At 69.8% G+C, this 21562-nt stretch carries 17 protein-coding genes and 2 riboswitches; of the genes, 3 read left to right on the forward strand and 14 right to left on the reverse strand.

All coding sequences use genetic code 11. From position 1 onward, the window contains the following. Window positions 1-5: 5 nt before the first annotated feature. The 13 genes from cobC to P8H27_RS07960 form a co-directional block, all read right to left on the reverse strand. The gene (gene cobC / locus P8H27_RS07900) at window positions 6-593 is read right to left on the reverse strand and encodes an alpha-ribazole phosphatase family protein (protein WP_289636575.1); all 588 of its coding nucleotides are present in this window, start codon (window positions 591-593) and stop codon (window positions 6-8) included. After that, the gene (gene cobT, locus P8H27_RS07905) at window positions 590-1651 is read right to left on the reverse strand and encodes a nicotinate-nucleotide--dimethylbenzimidazole phosphoribosyltransferase (protein WP_289636577.1); all 1062 of its coding nucleotides are present in this window, start codon (window positions 1649-1651) and stop codon (window positions 590-592) included. Before cobT ends, cobC begins: the two co-directional genes overlap by 4 nt. Continuing rightward, window positions 1648-2169: a bifunctional adenosylcobinamide kinase/adenosylcobinamide-phosphate guanylyltransferase gene (cobU, locus tag P8H27_RS07910; protein ID WP_289636579.1), complete on the reverse strand. Its 522-nt coding sequence runs from the start codon at window positions 2167-2169 to the stop codon at window positions 1648-1650. The genes cobT and cobU overlap by 4 nt, the downstream gene beginning before the upstream one ends. 107 nt (window positions 2170-2276) lie before the next feature. After that, a complete protein-coding gene (locus P8H27_RS07915; protein ID WP_289636581.1) occupies window positions 2277-3728 on the reverse strand; it encodes a cobyric acid synthase in 1452 nt (483 codons plus the stop codon). Next, window positions 3725-4717 carry a threonine-phosphate decarboxylase CobD gene (cobD, locus tag P8H27_RS07920; RefSeq protein WP_289636582.1) on the reverse strand — a complete coding sequence of 331 codons (993 nt, stop codon included), beginning with the start codon at window positions 4715-4717 and terminating at the stop codon, window positions 3725-3727. The genes P8H27_RS07915 and cobD overlap by 4 nt, the downstream gene beginning before the upstream one ends. Further along, window positions 4710-5618 (reverse strand): adenosylcobinamide-phosphate synthase CbiB, encoded by a 909-nt coding sequence (gene cbiB, locus P8H27_RS07925; protein WP_289636583.1) that lies wholly within the window; start codon window positions 5616-5618, stop codon window positions 4710-4712. Before cbiB ends, cobD begins: the two co-directional genes overlap by 8 nt. Before the next feature lie 33 nt (window positions 5619-5651). Then, a complete protein-coding gene (gene bluB, locus P8H27_RS07930; protein ID WP_289636584.1) occupies window positions 5652-6302 on the reverse strand; it encodes a 5,6-dimethylbenzimidazole synthase in 651 nt (216 codons plus the stop codon). Next, a complete protein-coding gene (locus P8H27_RS07935) occupies window positions 6299-7606 on the reverse strand; it encodes a cobyrinate a,c-diamide synthase (RefSeq protein ID WP_289636585.1) in 1308 nt (435 codons plus the stop codon). Before P8H27_RS07935 ends, bluB begins: the two co-directional genes overlap by 4 nt. A 52-nt stretch (window positions 7607-7658) precedes the next feature. Beyond that, on the reverse strand, window positions 7659-8270 hold the full coding sequence (gene cobO / locus P8H27_RS07940; protein WP_289636586.1) for a cob(I)yrinic acid a,c-diamide adenosyltransferase: 612 nt from the start codon (window positions 8268-8270) through the stop codon (window positions 7659-7661). Window positions 8271-8396: 126 nt separating this feature from the next. Continuing rightward, the gene (btuB, locus tag P8H27_RS07945) at window positions 8397-10247 is read right to left on the reverse strand and encodes a TonB-dependent vitamin B12 receptor (RefSeq protein WP_289636587.1); all 1851 of its coding nucleotides are present in this window, start codon (window positions 10245-10247) and stop codon (window positions 8397-8399) included. A gap of 118 nt (window positions 10248-10365) precedes the next feature. Next, window positions 10366-10658, reverse strand: a riboswitch (cobalamin riboswitch). Between the two features lie 81 nt (window positions 10659-10739). Further along, window positions 10740-11039, reverse strand: a complete 300-nt coding sequence (locus tag P8H27_RS07950) for a DUF2149 domain-containing protein (protein WP_289636588.1) — start codon at window positions 11037-11039, stop codon at window positions 10740-10742. Further along, complete coding sequence (locus tag P8H27_RS07955) at window positions 11017-11493, reverse strand: MotA/TolQ/ExbB proton channel family protein (RefSeq protein WP_289636589.1); 477 nt, start codon at window positions 11491-11493, stop codon at window positions 11017-11019. Before P8H27_RS07955 ends, P8H27_RS07950 begins: the two co-directional genes overlap by 23 nt. Window positions 11494-11495: 2 nt before the next feature. Then, window positions 11496-15821, reverse strand: a complete 4326-nt coding sequence (locus tag P8H27_RS07960) for a cobaltochelatase subunit CobN (protein WP_289636590.1) — start codon at window positions 15819-15821, stop codon at window positions 11496-11498. 117 nt (window positions 15822-15938) lie between these two features. Beyond that, a riboswitch (cobalamin riboswitch) is annotated at window positions 15939-16336 on the reverse strand. Between the two features lie 282 nt (window positions 16337-16618). Between P8H27_RS07960 and P8H27_RS07965 the strand changes: the two genes are divergently transcribed. The 3 genes from P8H27_RS07965 to P8H27_RS07975 all read left to right on the forward strand — a co-directional run bounded on the left by P8H27_RS07965 (window position 16619) and on the right by P8H27_RS07975 (window position 19288). Beyond that, window positions 16619-17521 carry a cobalamin-binding protein gene (locus P8H27_RS07965; RefSeq protein WP_289636592.1) on the forward strand — a complete coding sequence of 301 codons (903 nt, stop codon included), beginning with the start codon at window positions 16619-16621 and terminating at the stop codon, window positions 17519-17521. 85 nt (window positions 17522-17606) lie between these two features. Then, window positions 17607-18521: an iron ABC transporter permease gene (locus P8H27_RS07970; RefSeq protein WP_308446819.1), complete on the forward strand. Its 915-nt coding sequence runs from the start codon at window positions 17607-17609 to the stop codon at window positions 18519-18521. Beyond that, a complete protein-coding gene (locus tag P8H27_RS07975; RefSeq protein WP_289636595.1) occupies window positions 18521-19288 on the forward strand; it encodes an ABC transporter ATP-binding protein in 768 nt (255 codons plus the stop codon). The genes P8H27_RS07970 and P8H27_RS07975 overlap by 1 nt, the downstream gene beginning before the upstream one ends. Here the strand turns inward: P8H27_RS07975 and P8H27_RS07980 are convergent. Next, a complete protein-coding gene (locus P8H27_RS07980; protein ID WP_289636597.1) occupies window positions 19272-21389 on the reverse strand; it encodes a hydantoinase/oxoprolinase family protein in 2118 nt (705 codons plus the stop codon). The genes P8H27_RS07975 and P8H27_RS07980 overlap by 17 nt on opposite strands. Window positions 21390-21562 lie beyond the last annotated feature (173 nt).

A 21562-nucleotide genomic window follows, 5' to 3' on the forward strand; every position in this document is an offset into this window, starting at 1 on the left:
ATGGCTCAACCCTCCCCGTTCAGGCTGCGTTCGTGCAGGGCGGCGGCGCCGAGGCTCAGGCCGTGCAGCGAGGCATGGGCGACCTCCACCGCCAGCAGTTGGCTGCGCGGCAAGCCGCGGGCGCGCGCCAGCAGCAGGCGGATCACCCCGCCGTGGCCGACCAGCAGCACGCGGCGGCCGGCATGGCGCTGGCGCAAGCGCTGCAGGGCGGCGTCGATGCGCGCCTCGAAGTGCTGCATCGGCTCGCCTTGCGGCGGGGTGAAGGCGTAGGGATCGGCCCAGAAACGGCCCAGCTCGGCGGCCTGGTCGTGCATCAGGTCGGCCGCGCTGCGCCCCTCCCAGGCGCCGAAATGCAGCTCGCGCAGATCCGCCTCCAGCTGCAGCGGCAGACCCAGGCGGGCCGCCAGCTCTTCGGCGAAGGCGGCGCAGCGGCGCAGCGGCGAACTGACCAGTGCGTCCCATGGCCCGCCCAGCGCCACGGCGGCACGCATCTGCGCCCAGCCCTCGGCGGTCAAGTCGTCGTCCAGGCTGCCGCGCAAGCCGCCGCCGCGTTCGGTCACGCCATGGCGCAGCAGATCCAGCTGCACGCTCATCCGCGGCCTTCCTCGACCTGCGCCTCGGCGAAGGTCGCCATGCCGCCGTGCAGCTCGCAGGCCAGACGCACCAACGGCAGCGCCAGCGCCGCGCCGCTGCCCTCGCCCAGGCGCAGGCCCAGGCCGATCAAAGGCGTAGCCTGCAACAATTCGAGCAAGGCGACATGGCCGCTCTCGGCGCTGGCATGGGCGAACAGCAACCAGGGCCGGCAGGCCGGGTTCAGGTGCACCGCACAGAGCGCGGCGGCGCTGCAGATGAAGCCATCGACCAGCGCCGGAATGCCCAGCTGGGCGCAGGCCAGGTAGCTGCCGGTCAGCGCCGCCAGTTCCAGCCCGCCGACCCGGCGCAGCGCCTCGAAGGGATCGTCCAGGGCCGCGCCATGCAGCGCCAGGCTGCGTTCCAGCACCTCCTGTTTGCGCGCCACGCCGGCCTGATCCAGGCCGGTGCCGCGGCCGACCAGGCGCGCCGGCGGCAGACCGCTCAGGGCGCAGGCCAGGGCGCTGGCGGCGGTGGTGTTGCCGATGCCCATCTCGCCGGCGAGAAACAGGTCGCAGCCGCGCCGGCTGGCGCGCTGCAACACTTCGCGGCCGGCCTGCAGGGCGGCCTGGCATTGTTCGGCGGTCATCGCCGCGGTGCGGCTGAAATTGGCGGTGCCGGGGGCAATCCGCAGGTGGCGCACGCCCGGCAGGTTGAGGCTGAGGTCGACCGTGCCCAGGTCGACCAGCTCGAACGGCAGGCCCTGCACCCTGGCCAGCACGCTGATGGCCGCGCCGCCGGCGACGAAGGTGCGCAGCATCTGTGCGGTGACGGACTGGGGGAACAGCGAGATGTTTTCCTCGACCACGCCATGGTCGCCGGCGAACAGGCACAGGCGCGGACGGTCGATCCACGGGCATTCGCGGCCCTGCAGGCTGGCCAGGCGAATCGCCAGTTCCTCCAGTTGGCCGAGCGCGCCGGCCGGCTTGGTCAGCTGCGCCTGGCGGGCGCGGGCGGCGGCCTCGCTGGCCGCGTCGGGTTGCCGGCAAGGTTGCTGCCACCAGCGTGCATCGTTGTTCATAAGGGGTCTCCCTTCAACAGCATGGGTAAGCCAGCCAGGGTGAAGATCACCCGCTGGCAGCGTTCGGCCAGTGCCTGGTGCAGCCAGCCGGCCTGGTCGACGTAACGTCGGCTCAGCTCGCCCAGCGGCACCACGCCGAGCCCGGTCTCGTTGCTGACCAGCAGGATGCGTCCCGGCAGCGTGCCCAGGCACGCCAGCAGGGCGTCGCGCTCGGCCTCCAGGCGCGCCTGATCGTCGAGTAGTAACAGGTTGCTCAGCCACAGGGTCAGGCAGTCGACCAGCAGGCACTTGTCCGGCGCCGCCTGTTCGCGCAGCACCCGCGCCAGTTGCAGCGGCTCTTCCAGCAGGCCCCAGTGCGCCGGGCGGCGTTGCTGGTGCTGCTCGATGCGCGCGCTCATCTCGGCGTCCAGCGCCTGGCCGGTGGCGATATAAGTCACCGCCAGGCCGGACTCGTCGGCCAGCTTCTCGGCCAGGCGGCTCTTGCCGGAACGGGCGCCGCCGAAGATCAGTTCAATCATATTTAGACTCTTCCAGGGTTCGGGCCAACGTAGGGTGGATCACGCTCCACCGATCCACCATTCCAGCAATAGCGCCGCCAAGGTGGATGTAAAAGGCGACATCCACCCTACAGACCACACAACGCTTGCAACTTCCGGGTATCCAGATGCGCCTCGACCAGATCGGCCAGGCGCTCGATATCGCGCTCGCGCAGGGCGTGGTAGTCGACCGTCTGCACCTCGCGCAGCCCGGCCCAGCGCAGCAGCGCGCTGCAGGCCTGGCTCGACTCGAACAGGCCATGCAGGTAGGTGCCGAGCACCTGGCCGTCGGCGCTCAAGGCGCCATCGCAACGGCCGTCATCCAGCTGCACGGCGACCCTCTCCAGGCCAACGCCGCTGCTGACCCCGGCATGGATCTCGTAGCCGGACACAGGCGCGTTCTCCAGACACAGGCGGCCGCTGACGTTGCGCAGCTGCTTGTCGGCGGCCAGTTCGGTGGCGAAATCGAGCAGGCCGAGGCCCGTGCTGCGCCCCGGTTCGCCTTCCAGGCCGAGCGGGTCGGCGATGCAGCGGCCGAGCATCTGCAGGCCGCCGCAGATGCCGAGCAGCTTGCCGCCATAGCGCAGGTGCTTGTGAATGGCCGCTTCCCAGCCCTGGGCGCGGAGGAAGGCCAGGTCGGCGCGCACGCTCTTCGAGCCGGGCAGGATGATCAGGTCGGCAGCCGGGATCGGCTGGCCGGGGCCGACGAACGTCAGCTCCACCTGCGGGTGCAGGCGCAGCGGATCGAAGTCGGTGTGGTTGCTGATCCGCGGCAGCACCGGCACCGCCACCCTGAGCGTCTCGGCCGCCTTGACGGTCTGCCGGGTGTCGATGGCGTCCTCGGCCTCCAGGTGGAAATCCATCAGGTAGGGCAACACCCCCAGTACCGGCTTGCCGGTGCGCGCCTCCAGCCAGTCCAGGCCCGGTTGCAACAGGGCGATATCGCCGCGAAAACGGTTGATCACGAAACCCTGGATGCGCGCCTGCTCGCTCTCCGACAGCAACGCCAGGGTGCCGATCAGATGGGCGAACACCCCGCCCTTGTCGATATCGGCGATCAGGATCACCGGGCAATCGACCGCCTCGGCGAAGCCCATGTTGGCGATATCGCCGGCGCGCAGGTTGATCTCCGCCGGCGAGCCGGCGCCCTCGACCATCACCACCGGATAGGCGGCTGACAGGCGCTGGTGCGACTGCAGCACCGCGCTCATCGCCACCTGCTTGTAGTCGTGATAGGCCGCCGCATCCATGCTGGTCAGGGCGCGGCCATGGATGATCACCTGGGCACCGATGTCGCTGTTGGGCTTGAGCAGCACCGGATTCATGTCGCTGTGCGGCGCCAGCCCGGCGGCCTGGGCCTGCACCGCCTGGGCGCGGCCGATCTCGCCGCCATCCTGGGTCACGGCCGAGTTGAGCGCCATGTTCTGCGGTTTGAACGGCACCACGGCCACGCCCTGGCGCTTGAGCCAGCGGCACAGCGCGGTCACCAGGGTGCTCTTGCCGGCGTCGGAGGTGGTGCCCTGCACCATCAAAGTGGTCATGCGAACTCCTGGGCGAATAGTTGTAAAGCCTGCTCCAGGCGCAGCCAGCCCGGCTCGTCGGCGGGCAGGCCGAAACGCAGGCTGGGTGGGCTGGCGAACAGACGGGTGAGGATGCCGTGGCCGGCGAGAAACTCATGCAACTCGGCCGCCCGCTCGCAGGCGACCCAGTGGAACAGCGCGCAGCCGCCGCTCGGTTGCAGGCCATGCTCGCGCAACAGTTCGCCGAGGCGCCTGCCGTCGCTCAGCAGGCGCTGGCGCTGCGCCTGCTGGCCGCGCCGGTCGTGCAGCAACGCCGTGGCCACCGCCCGGCTCGGCCCGCTGACGGTCCAGGGCCCGAGCAGCTCGGCCAACTGCTCGAGCAGCGCCGGCGGCGCCAGGACGAAGCCCAGGCGGATGCCGGCCAGGCCGAAGAACTTGCCGAACGAACGCAGCACGATCAGCCCCGGCAGCTGGCTGTGCGCCGCCAGGCTGTCCTCGGGGGTGCAGTCGATAAAGGCCTCGTCGACCACCAGCCAACCGCCGCGCGCGGCCAGGCGGGCGTGCCAGGCGAGCAATTGCGCGGGGGCGAAGCGCCGCCCGGTCGGGTTGTTCGGGTTGACCAGCAGCAGCACGTCGAGGCGCTCCAACTGCTGCTCGATGTCCGCCGCGTCTATCGTCAGCAACTGGTGGCCCTCGCGCTGCCAGGCCGCCGCGTGTTCGGCATAGGCCGGCGCGAGCAGACCGACCCGGGCATGCTGGCGTAGACGCGGCAAGGCCTGGATCGCCGCCTGGGAACCGGCCACCGGCAGCAGGCGGGTCACCCCGTAGTAGTCGCGGGCGGCGCTTTCCAGGCCGTCGTCCAGCTCGGGCAGGCGCGTCCAGGCCGCCGCGGGAATCGCCGGCAGAGGCCAGCCGTAAGGCGCCAGGCCGGTGGACAGGTCGAGCCAGTCGCCCAGGGGGATGCCGAAGCGCTGCGCTGCCGCGCGCAGGCGGCCGCCATGTTCAAGCACGATATACCTCCCATGACAGCAGCAACGCCAGCCACAGCAGCACCCCGGCGTAGACCAGATTGAGCGCCCGTTCGATGTCCTGCGCCTTGGCTTGCGGGCCCTGGCCCAGTTGCGGGCGCTGATGCAGTTCTCCATGGTACTCGGCCGCGCCGCCGAGGCTGACGCCCAGGGCGCCGGCACCGGCGGCCATCACCGGACCGGCATTGGGGCTGTCCCACTGCGGCGCCTGCTGCCGCCAGCAGCGCAACGCCAGGGCAGTCTTGCCGAGCAGCGCATAGCTCAGCGCCACCAGGCGGGCGGGGACATAGTTGAGCGCGTCGTCGATCTTCGCCGCGGCCCAGCCGAAACGTTCGAAACGCGCATTGCGGTAGCCCCACATGGCGTCCAGGGTATTGCTCAGGCGATACAGCACCACCCCCGGCGCACCGCCGACGAAGAACCAGAACAAGGCGGCGAACACCGCATCCGAACCGTTTTCCAGCACCGACTCGGTGCCGGCACGGGCCACGCCGCTGGCATCCAGTTCGCGGGTGTTGCGGCTGACCAGGTAACCGACCCGCACGCGCGCCAGCGGCAAGTCGCCCAGACGCAGGGCCTGGGCCACCGGCAGGGCGTGCTGGCCGAGGCTTTTCAGACCGAGGGCGGCATACAGGGCGAGAATCTCCACCGCCCAGCCGAATGCCGAGACCTGGGCCAGCACCCCGGCCAGCAGGGTCAAGGGCAACACCGCCAGGCACCAGGCGCTGACGCCATGGCTGCGCCAGCCACGCCCGGCCGGGTTGAGGCGCTGTTCGATACGCTCGGCCAGGCGACCGAAGGCCACCAACGGATGCCAGCGTTTCGGCTCGCCGAGCACGGCGTCCAGGGCCACCCCGGCCAGCGCACTGAATACCAGGCTCATGGCCGAACCTCGCGCAGATTGTTCAACGGCCTGCTAGGCATGTGTCCCCCATTGATCCTCGAACAGCAACTCGCGCAACGGCCGCGGCTCGACCCAGCCCTGTTGCACCAGCATCGGCGCCGGATAGAACTCGGTCACCGGCCCCAGGCAGAGCACCGCCAGCGGCTTGCTGCCCGGCGGCATGGCCAGCAGTTCGGCCAGGGCTTGAGGTTCGAACAGCGACACCCAGCCGAGCCCCAGGCCTTCGGCGCGGGCGGCCAGCCAGAGGTTCTGGATGGCGCAGGCCATCGAGGCCAGATCCATTTCCGGCAGGGTGCGCCGGCCGAACACATGGGCCTCGCGGCCGTCCATCAGGGCCACCACCAGCAATTCGGCGCAGTCGCGGATGCCCTCGACCTTGAGCCGCATGAATTCCTCGCCGCGCTCGCCCAGGGCCGCGGCGGTGCGCAGCCGCTCCTCTTCCACCAGACCATGGATCGCCTCGCGCAGTGCCGGGCGGCCGATGCGGATAAAACGCCAGGGCTGCATCAGGCCGACGCTGGGCGCCTGATGCGCCGCCTCGAGCAGGCGCGCCAGCAGCTCGGGGGCCACCTCGCCGCCACAGAAGTGGCGCATGTCGCGCCGCTCGGCGATGGCCCGATAGACCGCCGCGCGTTCCTCGGCGCTGAAGGCATGCGGATTCATGGCTGCTCCCCCGGAACGAACAACTGCGCCGCCGCCGACGGGTCGGAGGGCAGATAGAAGTGGATATAGGAGGCGCTCAGGCGGCCCTGGCGAAAAACCGCCTCGGCCGTGCGCTTGTAGTTCGGGCACTCGCCGCGGGCGATGGGTTCGAGCGAACTGGTCAACGCCGAATGGTGGAAGCTGTGGCCGCGCAAACGCCCCTCCGGCAATTCGACCTCCTGCAGGGCCAGGGCGGTCAGGCGCGGCTGCAGGGTCGCCTCGCCTGGCAGCAAGCCGAGCATGCGAGCACTGCTGCCGGCTTGGTCGGTCAGCCGCTCGAACAGGTAGAGCATGCCGCCGCATTCGGCGTGGATCGGCTTGCCGGCGTCATGGTGGGCGCGGATCGCCGCGGCCATGGCCTGGTTGGCTTCCAGCCGGGCCAGGTGCAGTTCGGGGTAGCCGCCCGGCAGATAGAGGCTGTCGACCTCGGGCAACTGGCTGTCGGCCAGCGGCGAGAAGAAGCGCAACTCGGCGCCCAGTTCGCGCAGCAGATCGAGGTTGGCCTGGTAGACGAAGGCGAAGGCGGCATCCAGGGCCACGCCGATGCGCACCCCGGCCAGCAGCGGCTCGACCCTGCGCGGTTCGGCCGCGGCGAACTCGACCGCAGGCGGCAAGGCCACGTCGGCGCTGGCGGCCAGGGCATCGGCCGCCGCGTCCAGGCGCGCATCCAGATCGGCCAACTCCTCGGCCTGGATCAGGCCCAGGTGGCGGCTGGGCAGCTCCACCGCGGCGCTGCGCGGCAAGGCGCCGTACCAGCGAATCGATTCGGGCAGGGCGTCGCGCAGGATCTCGCCATGCCGCACGCTGCCTACTCGGTTGCCGAGCACCCCGGAGAACGGCAGGTCGGGCTGGAAGGTCGCCAGGCCGTGGGCCAGGGCGGCGAAGGTCTGGGCCATGGCCGCGGCGTCGATCACCGCCAGCACCGGCACGCCGAACTGGCGCGCCAGGTCGGCGGCCGAGGGCGTGCCGTCGAACAGCCCCATCACCCCTTCGATCAGGATCAGGTCGGCCTCGCCGGCCGCCTGCCACAACAGCCGGCGGCTCTCGGCCGCGCCGACCATCCACAGGTCCAGCTGGTACACAGGCGCGCCGCTGGCGCGGGCGAGGATCATCGGGTCGAGAAAATCCGGTCCGCACTTGAACACCCGCACCCGTTTGCCCTGGCGCGCATGCAGGCGCGCCAGGGCGGCGGTGACCGTGGTCTTGCCCTGGCCCGAGGCCGGCGCGGCAATCAACAGCGCCGGGCAGTGGCGTGGCGCGCTCATGCCGCCCCCCGCCGATCCGGGCTACGGACTACGGATACCCAAAGCAACGGCATCAGAACTCCACGCCTTGCTGCGCCTTGACCCCGGCCTTGAACGCATGCTTGACCAGGTTCATCTCGGTGACGGTATCCGCCGCCTCGATCAGCCCCGGCAAGGCGCCGCGGCCGGTCGCCACCACGTGCTGCAGCAACGGCCGCGCCTCGATGTCGGCGAGCACCGCGTCCAGCTCCAGATAGCCCAATTTCAGGGCGATATTCAGCTCGTCCAGCACCACCAGGCCGATGGCCGGGTCATTCAGCAGTTGGCGCGCCACCTGCCAGGCTTGCTGGGCTTTTTCGATGTCGCGCTGGCGATCCTGGGTCTCCCAGGTGAAGCCCTCGCCCATCACGTGGTAACTGACCTCCTCGGGGAAACGGCGGAAAAAGTTCTCCTCGCCGGTGCTGGCCGCGCCCTTGATAAATTGCACCACCCCCACCTTCATCCCGTGGCCGAGGGCGCGAGCGACCATGCCGAAGGCGCTGCTGCTCTTGCCCTTGCCATTGCCGCTGTGCACCAGCAGCAGGCCGTACTCGTCCTGGGCCTGGGCGATCTTCTGGTCGATCAGCGCCTTCTTGCGCTCCATGCGCACCTTGTGCCGCGCGTCGCGTTCGCTCGATTCGCTCATTACTTCACCTCCAGTTGCGGTTGCGCACCCAGCCGGGAGCGGGCGCCGATATAAACAATGGCCGCCAGGCCGACAAGCGCCAGGCGACCCAGGTAACGCGAATCATATTCGCCGAGCGGGCCAGGCTCAGAGCGCCTGGTAGCGCACGGTCAGGTAGACCGCCTGGCCGGGCTGGTTATAGCCCTGGGCGGTCTCGTAGTCGGCGTCCAGCAGGTTGGCGATGCGGGTCTGCAGGCGCCACTCGGGGTCGATGCGGTACTCGCCGCGCAGATCCAGGGTGGCGTAGCCGGACAGCTCCTTGGTGTTGGCCAGATCGTCGAAGCGCTGGCCCTCGGCGTGCAGACTGGCGCCGACACTGAAATCGCCGAGTCGGCGATCCAGATCCAGATTGAACAGCTGCTTGGCGCGCCGCGCCAGTTCGTTGCCGTCGTTGGCCCCGGAGGAACGATTCTCCGGCTCCATCAGCGTGTAGTTGGCGTTCCAGTCCCAGCCGAGCAGTTGGCTGGCGAGTACCAGTTCGACGCCGCGAATACGCGCCTCGGCGACGTTGGCCGGCGCCATGATGCTGGCGTCGTAGGCGATCAGGTCGTCGATCTCGGTGCGGAAGGCGTTGACCGACCAATGGCCCCAGGCATGCTGGCCGAGCAAACCGGCCTCCAGGCTCTGGGAGGTTTCCGCATCCAGATCCGGATTGCCGTAGCCGGGGTAGTACAACTCGTTGAAAGTCGGCGCCTTGAACGCGGTGCCGTAGCTGAGGGTCGCGCGCAGCCAGTCGGTGAGGGCATAGCCATAGCCGAGGTTGCCGGTGTCGTGCTTACCGAACTGCTGGTTGTTGTCGCGGCGCAGCGACAGTTGCCAGTCGTGCGCGCCCTCCTCGCCGAGGTACTGCACGAAGGCGCCTTTGTTATCCCGCGAATCCTCGGCGTAGGCGGTATTGCCGTTGACCTCGTCGTGCTGGTAGTCGGCGCCCAGGGTCAGGGTATGGCCGGGCGCCAGGCTCAGGTCGTTCTGCCAGCTGGCGCTGTCGCGCCGGCTGTCGAAGCGCGAGTAGAAGGCGCCGTCCTGATCGGCATCGGACTTGTCCTCGCTGCGGCCGACCTGCAGGGTCACCTGCCAGGGCTCGAGCGGGGCGAAACGGGCGCGGCTGCCTATCACCCGCGACTCGCCATCGGCATGGGCGTGGAAACCGCCGGTACGCTTGCGGTTGACCTGGTCGTAGTCGTTGTGCGATTTGGCCTGCAGCAGGTTGGCGTCCAGCTCCAGGCCATTGGCGAAGCGGTAGCCGGCACTGAGCGCGGCGGACAAATTACGGTAGCCGTCGGCGTCGTCTTCATAGCCGCTGGTGGCGGTCTGCTTGACGTTGATGCCGTCGCTGTCCAGGCCGCTGAGGCCCAGGCTGTACCAAGCGTTGTCGCTGCCGCCGCTGACCCCGGCGCTGCCGCTGTAGCTGTCGTGGGTGCCGGCGCCTGCGGAGAAAAACGGCTTGATGCCCGCGCCGGCGCCCCTGCGGGTGAAGATCTGGATCACCCCGCCGATGGCTTCCGAGCCGTACAGGCTGGAACGCGGGCCGCGCACCACCTCGATCCGCTCGATCAGCTCCAGCGGCAGATCCTGCAAGGCCGCGCCGCCGCTGGTCACCGAGCCGATCTTGATGCCGTCGATCAGCACCAGCACGTGATCGGATTCGCTGCCGCGCATAAACAGCGAGGTGCTCTTGCCCGGCCCGCCGTTGTTGGCGAAGGACACGCCCGGCACTTTCTTCAGCAGTTCGGGCACGGAAGTCGCCTGGCTCTGCTCGATCTGCCCACGGTCGAACACCGTCACCGCCGCCAGGCTCTGCTCGGCGGTCTGCGCGGTACGGGTGGCGGTCACCAGTTGGTCTTTCAGGAGCAGATGTTCGTCGGCCTGGGCCAGGGACACGCAGGAAACGGCGCACAGCAGCAGGGCTGCCGGCTTGGCTGGAAGGGAATTGCTCATCGCGTTCTAGGCTCCGCCGCCCCACCCGGGCGATCTTGGCTGAGTAAGACACGCGGAGAACCAGCGGCGAATGCACTGCACAAAGGCGCAGCCCACACGCCAGACAACGCCCTCCGCGATGCCATGGACTGCGACAGGCCGGTCTCCGGGCTTACGAGCGGCGCGCAGAACATGCGCAATGCCACCAGACGCACCTTCCCATGCGAAGAGCCTGTCGGGCCTAACCGTTCGTAGCAGAACAGTGTTTAGTCCGACAGACGCCTAAAGCACAGTGGTTGAAAAAGCGCTGGCTTGACTCGTCTACCGTTGCGGGGGCAGCGTCGGAATAGTTGGCGTAAACACGCGCAACGCACCGACTTCCCTGTTTACCCACGGCCTTGGCCGTGGGTCACCTGAAGCAAGAGGCGCGAGTGTAGAGACTCATGTCGGCAACGTCTATGCGCCGAGCGACACCGGGCGTTCCGGCCGCGACCGCGGCGGCAAATCGGTCGCTCATTGGCCGATCAGGATCAGTTTGCCGGTCTGCGGATCGCGGTAAACCTGGCCGACGCTCTCCAGCCCGCTGCCGTCCTGGCCCTTGAGGCTGTCCGGCAGGCTCGGCAGTTCCCGCCCGCGCTCCACCGGCAGCGGCTGGCGCTGCGCCTCGAGCCGCTGCAGCAGGTCGGTCTGCGCCACCAGGGCGGCGATCAGGCCGCAGGCGAACACCAGCACCACGTCGACCAGGTTGGCCAGCGGCCCGAGCGGATCGTCGTCGCCCTCGGCAAAACGGCTAGAGCGCCAGCGCCGGCTCATCGGCCTGCTCCCCGGCCGCCATGGCCTCGCGTCGATCCAGCAGTTCGTCGTACCAGCGCCGGCGCAGGCGGCCGAGGCCGAAGCCGATCACCCCGGCGAGCAGGCCGAACACCGTGGTGTCGAAGGCCACCCGCATGGCCACACTGAGAATCTGCACATTGCCCTCGCCGAGCGCCGCCAGCCCGGGGCCGAGCGGGATCAGGGTACCCATCAGGCCGAGCATCGGGCCGATCCGCGCGATCAGGTCGGCGCGTTCCAGGCGCTTGCGCGCACGCCGCTCGATTTCCGCCAGCGGCAAGCGCTGCCAACGCGCCAGGCCGCCGCAGCGTTCGCCTACCGCCACCCCGCAATCCCACACCGCCAGCGTCAGCAGGCCGAACAGGCCGAGGGTCACCGGTTGCAGCAACCAGCCGACCAACAGGTGCAGCCAGGCGAATACTTGACTGTCGAACATACTCAGTGCCCTCCACGGAGATGATGGCCGCGGCCGCGGCGGATGCCCAGCCCCAGCAGGCCGGCCAGCAGCAGGATGCCGAGCCAGAGTTGCCGATCCGACACCTGCCCGGCACCTTCTGCCGCCTCGGCGGCGGCCGGCGGTGGCGCTGGCGGCGGCTGTTCCGCCTGGATTTCGCTGAGCGTGCTGGGTGCCTGCTGCGCCCGGGCCTCGATCTGCGCCGCCTGCAGACGTTGCTGCAGCGCCGCGCGCAGCTCGGCCGGCAGTTGCGGCAGCAGCCATTGCAACATCGGGTGATCCGGGCGGGTATGGCCGCTGCCGGGCAGGCCGTGCTCGACCACCAGGCGGGCGAACTGCTCGCCGAGCTGCTGCACGGTGGCCTGATCGGCCTGCCAGAACTCCTTGTGAATCGCCACCAGCATGATCGCCAGCATGTTGCTCTTCACATGGACGTTATGTCCCTGTTCGAGGAAACGGTCGAGGCCGATCTCGTAGCGGTCGTCGATATACACCGCCTTGACCTCCTCCCAGGCGCTGTCCTTGATGATCTCGGGGTTGGTCACCTGCCAGCCCCAGAGGTACTCGAGGAACTCGCTGCCCATGGTGCGCGCGCCGGCATAGTCGTGCTGCATCAGCGCCTCGATCCAGGCCGGGTTGAGGAAGCGCCCGCGCAGCTCGCCGAGCAGCGCCTGCTGCAAGGGTTCCAGGCGCACACGGGTAGGGTCATTGTGCCAGCTGACGAAGTTTTCCGGGGCGGCGCCGGCGACCTGTTCCACCGCCAGGCTCAGGCCGCCCAGGTAATCGAAGGCGTCGTTGTTGTCCAGCAGGCCGTAGAGGTTGCTGGAGCGCCCGAGGTAGGTGCGGCGAACCTGTTTGAGGTTGTCGCGGAACACCTCCTGCACCGGTTCGCCCTGGTGAGCCAGGCCGTAGGCATGGCCCATGCGGCCGATATAGGCCTGGGCCAGCTCGCCGCGTTGCTGCCAACTGCCGGAGCGTTCCACCAGGCTGTTGATGCCGACACCATAGGCTCCCGGCGCCACGCCGAACAGGCGCAGCGCCGCCAGTTCGCCGGCCTGCTCGGCACCCAGGCCGGCATCCAGGCGGCGCGCGGCATCTTCCACCCAGTGCGCGGCGACCCGGTTGTCCGTCAGGCTCTCCGCGCCGCCGCTGGCCTGCTCGCCGAGCGGCGCCAGGGCGGCGGCCAGCGCCGGGCGCAGCGCCGGGTAGTCGCGGCGGATGGTGTCACTGGCGCCGTCCAGGGCCAGCAGCACGGCGCGTTCCAGCAGTGCCAGTTGGTCGGCATACAGATCGCGGAACAGCCCGGAGGTGGTGAACAGCAGGTCGCGGCGCTGCTCGTCCGCCGCCAGCGCCCGGCGTTGCAGGCCCTGGACGATGCCGCGGGCGTTCCATTGCGGCTCGACGCCGAGCAGCTCGAGGCCGAAGGCGATCATCGCGCCCTCGTCGCGCACCGTGTCCGAGGCCCAGAGGATCACCGCCTCGCGGCCGTCGGCGGCGATCGGTCGCTGGCGCGCCTGCAGCGCCATCTGGCGGCCGATGCCCCAGCCGATGCGGCTGGGCAGCAGGCTGCTGTCGAGGGCGTGGAAGTTGCGCCCGGTGGGCAGCGCTTCCGGGGTGCGGATCGGGTCGTTGCCCTTGCCGGGGGCGACGAAGCCGCCGTCCAGGGCATGCAGCAGCGCGTTCATCTCGGCGTCCGGCGAGTCGATCAGCGCCTGCCGGTGCTGCGCCTGGCCGGTGCCCATGGAGGTCAGCAGGGTGTCCACCGCCTCCGCCTGCCAGGGCTTGCCGAACACGTGCAGGCCCATGGGCATGAAGCGTTCCTGGATATTGGTCAGGTAGTGGCCGACCTCGTGCACCAGCAGGTCGTCGTCGACCTGTTCGAAACCGATGCCGCGCAAGGCCAGGACCTCGGCCATCGACTCGCGCAGCTCCGCTTCCAGCCCGGCACTGCCGACCAGGCGTTTGATCTCGGCGATGGTCGCGCGGCGCGCCGGCCCCTCGCCCTGGCCGGCGCCGGCCTCGAAGCTCTCGATCAGCTGGCGCAGCTGCAGCAGATCGTCGTACAGCGGCGTGGCCACCAGCGGCGGGGTCAGGTGATCGATCATCACCGCCAGGCCGCGGCGCTTGGCCTGGATGCCCTCGCCGACGCCGTCGACGATGTAGGGGTAGATGCTCGGCAGGTCGCCGAGGATCTGCGTCGGGTAGTCCTCGTCGCTCAGGCCGATCCGCCGCCGCGGCAGGAATTCGTAGGTGGAATGGCGGCCCAGGTGGATCAGCGCGTCGGCCTTGAAGCCGTCGCGCAGCCAGTGATAGAAGGCCAGGTACTGATGCGGCGGCGGGAACACCAGGTTAGCGTGCAGCAGTTCCTCGTCCACTTCCCAGCCGCGCGGCGGCTGCGGGCCGACGAATACCTTGCCGAACTGCAGCCCCGGCAGCAGCAGGCGGCCGTCGTGCACCATCACATAGCCGGGGCCTTCGCCCCAGCCGCGCAGGCCTTCGATGCCGGTGGCCGCCAGGGCGGCGATCAGCCGCTGCGCCTGCGCCCAATCGGCCTGGGCCGGCTGCGCCAGCGCCGCTCGGTAGAGGCTCTCCAGCTGCGCCAGCAGATCCAGGGCACGGGCCCGCGCCGGGTGCTCGACGCCATCCAGCACATGGTGCAACTCGCTGGAACCGTTGTTCAGAATCTCTGTGGCGATTTCCAGTTGCGAGGCCTGCAGCGCCCGGTGCAGCTGGGCGTTCCAGTAGCCCAGCGGGCCCTGGCGCATCTCCGCCTGCAGCGCCGCCGGCAGGGTGGCGAACCAGTCGCGGTATTCCTGGCCGCCCAGGCTCTGCACCTTGCCGGCCATCTCGGCCAGGGCATCGCCCTGCTCCGGCAGGTTGATGCCGCGCTCCTGCAGCAGGTCGAGCAGCGCCGCCGGGCTTTGCGGCAACGAACCGGTGTCGTAGCCCTCGGCCTGCAAACGACGGAGGATCTGCAGCAGCGACTGCGGCACGTCGAGGTTGTCCGCGCCTATGTTGTGGCGGCCCGGCGGGTGGTTGTAGTAGACGATCGCCAGGCGCTTGTCGGCATTGGCCGTGCGCTGCAGGTGCCACCAGCGCTGGATGCGCGCGCTGAGGGCGGCGACCTGCTGCGGCAGCGGCTCGCCGATGCCGAAGCGGATGCCCGACAGCGGGTCGAGCTGCTGCTCGTGCCAAGCGGCCAGCACCATGGCCTGGCTGGTGCCTTGCAACTCCGGCATGGCGATCTGGTAGTGCAGCTTGTCGCGCGCCAGGCCGTCGCTGGACAACTGCCAGGTCGCCTCGTCGCGCCCTTCCAGGCGCAGGCCTTTGAGTACCGGCACATCCAGCTGGGCGAACAGCTGGCTGACCTGCTCGCGGTGCTCGCCGCCGCCGATGACGAAATCCTGCAGGGCGATGATCGCCGCCAGCGGCGGGTGCTCGGCCTCCTGCAGCCAGCGCACCGCCTGCAAGGAACCCGCCCCCCAGTTGCCGAACAGGCTGACGCAGGCCAGCCCGGCCTCGCCCAGCGCCTGGCACAGGGCGTCGTTGAGCGCCCGGTCGCCGGCACGGTCGGCGCGGCCGTGATCGACGATGGCCACCAGCGCCTGGCCCTGCCAGCGCAGCTGCTCGGCCGCGCGGATCTGCCCGTCCTGATAGAAACGCAGCGGCGGCCGGGCCTTGGCCGGCTCGGCCGTTACCGTCGCATCCACCCGCGCCGCCAGCCAGGCGAGCAGCGCGGCGATGTTCTCGCTGCCGCCGGCCAGCCAGTAGCTGCGCGCGCTGAGCCAGTCGGCCTGCTGCGGGTGGGCCTGCTGTTGCTGCGCCAGCCACTGCGCCAGGTCGTCCGCCGGTTTGGCCGCGCCCAGGCGCTCGGCCTGCTCGCGGGAGGCGAACAGCGCCTGGCCGCGGCTGCGGCTGAGCTGCACCAGATCCTGCTCGCTGTGCAGGATGTACAGCTCGACCGGCGCCGCCGCGGCCAGCATCGGCCGCAGGCGCTCCACCTCGGCGCCGAACAGGCCGGCGCCGAACAACACCTGGCCGGCGTCCAGCCACTCGGCCAGCGCGGCATCGTCCAGTTCGCCCAGTTGTTCGGGGGTGCGCGCGCTGACCCGCTGACCGGGGTGCTGGCGCTGGAACTGGGCGACCGCCGCGGCGAATTCGGCGGCGCTGTAGGGCGAGACGATGGCGTTGATCTGCGCGGCGCCGGCCAGCGGCGCGGTCAGCGCCAGCAGCGCGGCCAGCGCCAGCCGGCGGATCAGGGCAACACCGCGCAGCGCGAACGCTGCCGACGGCGGAAGGGATTTGCTCATGTTGTCGTGCTCCTGTCGCGCTCACCCGTGCGACCCAGGCAGGGAAAGGCAGACGCAGAGGGACAACGCACGAACCGCAGGAAGACGCAGCCCGCACGCCAGACAGCGCCCTCCGCGATGCCATGGACTGCGACAGGCCGGTCTCCGGGCTCACGAGCGGCGATCCACATTGGGGTCGCCGGCCAGCGCACCTTCCCATGCGAGGAGCCTGTCGGGCTTGACCGTTCGTAGCGAGGGAAAGTCCGGTTCGAGTCAGTTTTTGTTGATCTTTCGAGGCGAATAGCTAGCTATTTAACGAGAAAGAGCGGCAAAACTGGCCGAATCCGGCTTTTCCGCAGTAGAACAGTGTTAAGTCCGACAGGCTCCTAAAGCACAGTGGTTGAAAAAGCGCTGGTTTGACTCGTCTACCGTTGCGGGGGCAGCGTCGGAATGGTTGGCGTAAACACGCGCAACGCACCGACTTCCCTGTTTAGCCATGGCCGTGGCCGTGGCTCACCTGAAGCAAGAGGCGCGAGTCTAGAGACTCGCGCCGGCAACGTCTATGCGCCGAGCGACACCGGCCAATCAGGCAACGACGCCGTCCGGCAATGGCCCGTTCACGCTCATGCCCCAGGGTTTTGCCGGGGCGCGGCGTCGCACTTGGTTGGTTGGAGGTCGCTTTCGCGCGCGCGCCTTTGAATAGTGGCGTCGGCCGGCAGATCGACGTTGACCCTGTCCCGGCCGGTTGTTAGCGTGCGCTCACTCGCGGGCCCAGTGCTGGCATCGGCGCGAGAATCTGCGCGTCATCAGGGGAGAGCATGGATCTATCATTCGCCCGTCTACGCGGCCGCGTCGGCCTGGCAGCCGCGTTGTTGGGGCTGGCGCCCGCGCTGCTGGCGGCACCGATCTGCGTGGTCGACGACGCGCAGCGCGAGGTCTGCCTGCCGGCGCCCGCGCAGCGCATCGCGAGCCTGTCGCCGGGGGCCACCGAGCTGGTCTTCGCGGCGGGCGGCGGCGAGCGCGTGGTGGCCGTGGTGGCCTTCAGCGACTATCCGCCCGAGGCGCGGGCGCTGCCGTCGGTGGGCAGCCACAGCCGCCTGGACATGGAACGGCTGCTGACCCTGCAGCCGGATCTGGCGATCGTCTGGGGCAGCGGCAACCCCGCCGAGCAGCTAGACGCCCTGGAAGATTTCGGCGTGCCGGTGTTCTATCTCGAACCGGAAAACATCGAAGGCATCGCCCGCGCCATCGAGCGCCTGGCGCGGCTGACCGACAGCCAGGCGGTGGGCCAGCAGGCCGCCGATAAACTGCGCCGCGGCATCGCCGCACTGGCCGAACAATACCGCGAGGCCGAGCCGGTGACGGTGTTCTATCAGGTCTGGAACAAGCCGTTGATGACGGTCAACGACAGCCATCTGATCGGCCAGGTGATCCGCCTGTGTGGCGGGCGCAACGTGTTCGCCGAGCTGCCGCGGCAGATTCCGCGCATCGATATCGAGGCGGTACTGGCCGCCAACCCGCAGGCCATCCTGGCCGGCGGCATGGGCGAGGAGAACCGCTACTGGCTGACCGAGTGGCGGGCCTATCCCGGCCTGCAGGCGGTGCAGCAGGACAATCTGTTCTTCATCCCGCCGTCGCTGGTGCAGCGCCCCACGCCGCGCCTGCTGGAGGGCGCCCGCTTGCTCTGCGAAAGCCTGGAGACCAGCCGTGCACGGCGCTGAATCCGCCGTCGGCAAGCACCGCCTCGGCCCCCTGCGCTCGCTCGGCTGGTTGCTGGGGCTGCTCGCACTGGTCGCGCTGGCCGCCATGCTGTTGTCGGTCTGCGTCGGCAGCAGCGCCCTGAGTCTGAGCGACGCGCTGCTGACGCTGAGCGGCCAGGGCAGCGAGCTGCAGCGCACCCTGATCTTCGAACTGCGCCTGCCGCGCACCCTCTCGGCCTTCGCCACCGGCGGCCTGCTGGCGCTGGCCGGGGCGCTGATGCAGGTGCTGCTGCGCAACCCGCTGGCCGACCCCTACGTGCTCGGCCTGTCCGGCGGCGCCGCGGTGGGCGCACTGTTCGCCATGCTGGCGGGCCTGGGGGGCGTGCTGGTCTCCGGCTCGGCCTTCGCCGGGGCGTTCCTCGCCACCCTGCTGGTGTTCGGCCTGGCTCACGGCAGCGGCAGCTGGACGCCGTCGCGCCTGCTGCTGACCGGGGTGGTGGTGGCCTCCGGCTGGGGCGCGATCATCACCCTGATGCTGGCGATCAGCCCGGCCGAGCGCCTGCCCGGCATGCTCTATTGGCTGATGGGCGACCTGTCCTATGCGCGCACGCCCTGGCCGGCGCTCGGCCTGCTGCTCGGCGTGAGCCTGCTGCTGCTGCCGCTGGGGCGCAGCCTCAACGTGCTGGCGCGCGGCCCGCTGCAGGCGGCGGCGCTGGGGGTGGCGGTGCGCCCGCTGGAGTGGAGCATCTACGTGATCGCCAGCCTGCTGACCGCGCTGGCGGTCACCAGCGCCGGCAGCATCGGCTTCGTCGGCCTGGTGGTGCCGCACATACTGCGTCTGCTGCTGGGCAACGACCAGCGTCTGGTGCTGCCGGCCTGCGCCCTGAGCGGCGGCATCCTGCTGGTGCTGGCCGATACCCTGGCGCGCACCCTGATCGCGCCGGAGCAGCTGCCGGTGGGGGTGATCACCGCGCTGCTCGGGGTGCCGACCTTCCTCTACCTGCTGCACCGGAGCCGCTGATGAGCCGCCTGCACGTGCGTGATTTGCTGATCGACGTGCCCGGGCGCAGCGCCGGCCGGGCGCTGAATTTCAGCCTGCTGCCCGGCCAGGTGTGGGGCGTGCTGGGGCCCAACGGCGCCGGCAAGACCACCCTGCTGCATACCCTGGCCGGGCTACGGGCGCCGCGCGGCGGCACGGTGCTGCTCGACGAGCAGCCGCTCGAACGCCTCAGCCGGCGGCAGATCGCCCAGCACCTGGGCCTGGTGTTCCAGGAGCGCCAGGACGGCTTTCCGGCCACGGTGCTGGAGACCGCGCTGATCGGCCGCCATCCGTTCCTGCCGGCCTGGCAGATGGAAGGCGCCGCGGATCTGCGCGCCGCCGAGCAGGCGCTGGCGCGCCTGGATGTGGCGCACCTGAGCGAGCGGTTGGTCAGCACCCTGTCCGGCGGCGAACGCCAGCGCGTGGCCATCGCCACCGTGCTGACCCAGGCGCCGGCGCTGTGGCTGGCCGACGAGCCGACCAACCATCTGGATCTGCACCATCAGGTGGCCGTGCTCGAGCTGTTCGCCGCCCAGGCGAGCGCGGGGCGCGCGGTGTTCATGTGCCTGCACGACCTCAACCTGGCCGCGCGCTGGTGCGATCAGATCCTCCTGCTCTACCCCGACGGCGAGGCCTGCTGGGGGTCGGCCGCCAGCATGCTGCAGCCGGCGGCGCTGGAGCGCCTGTACGGCCAGCGCCTGCTGACCGGCGAGATCGACGGCCGGCCGGTGTTCATTCCGGCGCGCTGAGGCCGCTCAGGGTTGTGAAAAGATCCAGCGCTGGCGCGGCGCCGCTAGCAGGCCCCGTGCCTTGAGCAGGCAGGTGCTCTTGGCTTTTCAACTCGGCAAGCCGTAGCGCCGGCATCCCGGACGCCAGTGCGGTGACCCGGGCCTCGAAGAATATCTCGCCGTCGATGTCGTTGCGCACGCGGTTTTCCTCCAGTTGGTACTCGATGCGCGGGCTGTCGGCGCCGGCCTGCCGGGCCATCTGCTCGGCTTCCTCGGCGGCTTGCGCACGCGCCAGGGCGAGTGCCGCCTCGAGGTTGCCATGATCCACCGGCCCGTGGCGGGTAAACACGCGAAACACCCCGAGCACCGGTTGCAGCACGGTGATATGCACGCGCTGCACCACCTCGCCAAACAGCGTGCCCACGGCGTTGGCGACCTCGCCGTGCTGCGGCAGGCACAGGCGCACGCCCAGGGCCTCGGCCACCATCGGGTAGTAACTCGAGGCCGGCCCGCCGACGGCCACCACCGGCAGGTCATCGGCGAAATGCATGCTGAACACCGAGCGGGCATCGCGCCCGCCCTGGGGGGTCATGATCAACTCGCTGAGCAGCCGTGCCAGCCGGCCGACGTCGCCGTCCTGGCCGGCATCGTGCAGCCCGGCCTCGACCAGCTTGGCGCAGATGATCCGGATCACCCGCTGGAACACGTCCCGGGCGGGCGCCTCGGCATCGCCTTCCGGCCAACTGCCGAAGCCGTACTGACGGCGCATCCGGCGTGCCCAGATACGCGCCGCCAGGCTGGCCGCCGGGGTGCTCCAGTGCTGGGAAAGACCCAGCACGTGGGCGGCGTCAGTCGGGGTGAAGCCGCTGTAGATGACCAGCCCCTTGCGTTCCAGGCGGGCCAGGGCGCGCGCCAGCCAGCGCTCGTCCATGGTCGCCTGCTCGATGTCCACGGGCCCGGCTTCCAGGCGTTCCCAGGCCGCCTGTTCGTCGGCGCTCAGATGCCGCAACAAGGCCTCATCGCGCTGCAGACGCAGGGCGAAACGGTTATGGCTGCTGCATGGATACGACTGCAACTGGCGCTCCAGCGCCGCGATCACCGCCGGATACTGGCTGGCCAGCAGGCTCAGCGGCACCACCCGGCGCGGGCCGATGACGATGCCCAGGCCGCTGTCGAAGCTCAGCTCGCTGTCTCCGCCCAGGCCGATGGAGTACAGGCGGATGGCTTCGACCATCGGTCGCCAGTCGCCGACCCGGGCGCCATCGAAGGACAACTCCGGGCGACCGTTGCGCACCACCGCGATGTCGGTGGTGGTACCGCCCATGTCGGCCACGATCAGGTCGCGATAGCCGCTCAGGGCGCAGGCCCCGTTGACGCTGGCGGCGGGGCCCGAGAGCACGGTACTGATCGGGCGCAACATGGCGCTGCCGGCATTGACCAGCGAACCGTCGCCCTTGACGATCATCAGCGGCGCCTGGATGTTCTGCGCCGCCAGCAGGCTCCGAACCGAGTCGATCAACTGGCTGACCTGGGCGATCATGCGCGCATTCAGCGCCGCGGTCATCGCTCGCCGCGGCGCGCCCAGCGACGACGCCAGCTCATGGCCGCAGCTGACCGGCTTGCCGGCCAGGCGGTTGACCAGTTCCTGCACGCGCAGCTCGTGGCAAGGGTTGCGCACGCTGAAGCTGGCCGAAATGGCGAAGGCCGAAACCCGCTCGCGGTAGGCCAGGATCGCCTGGCGTGCCGCGCCCTCGTCCAGCGCCGTCTGTTCCCGCCCGCCGGCATCGTGGCCGCCGGCCAACATGACGATGCCTTCCGGCCCGAGCAACTCGGGCAAGCCGCTGGCCTTGAGCTGCTGGGCGTCGTAGCCGATCAGCAACACGCACACCGGCGAGCCCTTGCCTTCCACGGCCGAGTTGGTGGTCAGGGTCGAAGACAGCGAGACCATGGCGACCTCGGGCAGCCACTGCTGGGGCAGCGCCGCCAGCGACTGGCCGATGCCGACACTCAAGTCCAGGCGCGTGGTCAGCCGCTTGGCCGAGGCCACGACCTGGCGCTGCTCGTCCAGCAACACGGCATCGGTGAAGGTGCCACCGGTATCGATTCCGAGGAAGTACGCCATGCCAGGTCTCGTTCTTGTAGGTGTAGATGGAGCGCAGTAATAGCACCCGGCGAGGCTCGCCCCTGCTCCGCCAACGGCATCGTTGCACTGAAAACCGACAGCGAACGGGCGCTTTCAGACCCCGGGGCGGATCGCCGACCGGCAATCGCCTGGATCGCGCGCTGTTCATGGGC

Origin of the sequence: Pseudomonas sp. sp1636 (genome assembly GCF_030376615.1) — a bacterium.
In the GTDB taxonomy this organism is placed as follows: domain Bacteria; phylum Pseudomonadota; class Gammaproteobacteria; order Pseudomonadales; family Pseudomonadaceae; genus Aquipseudomonas.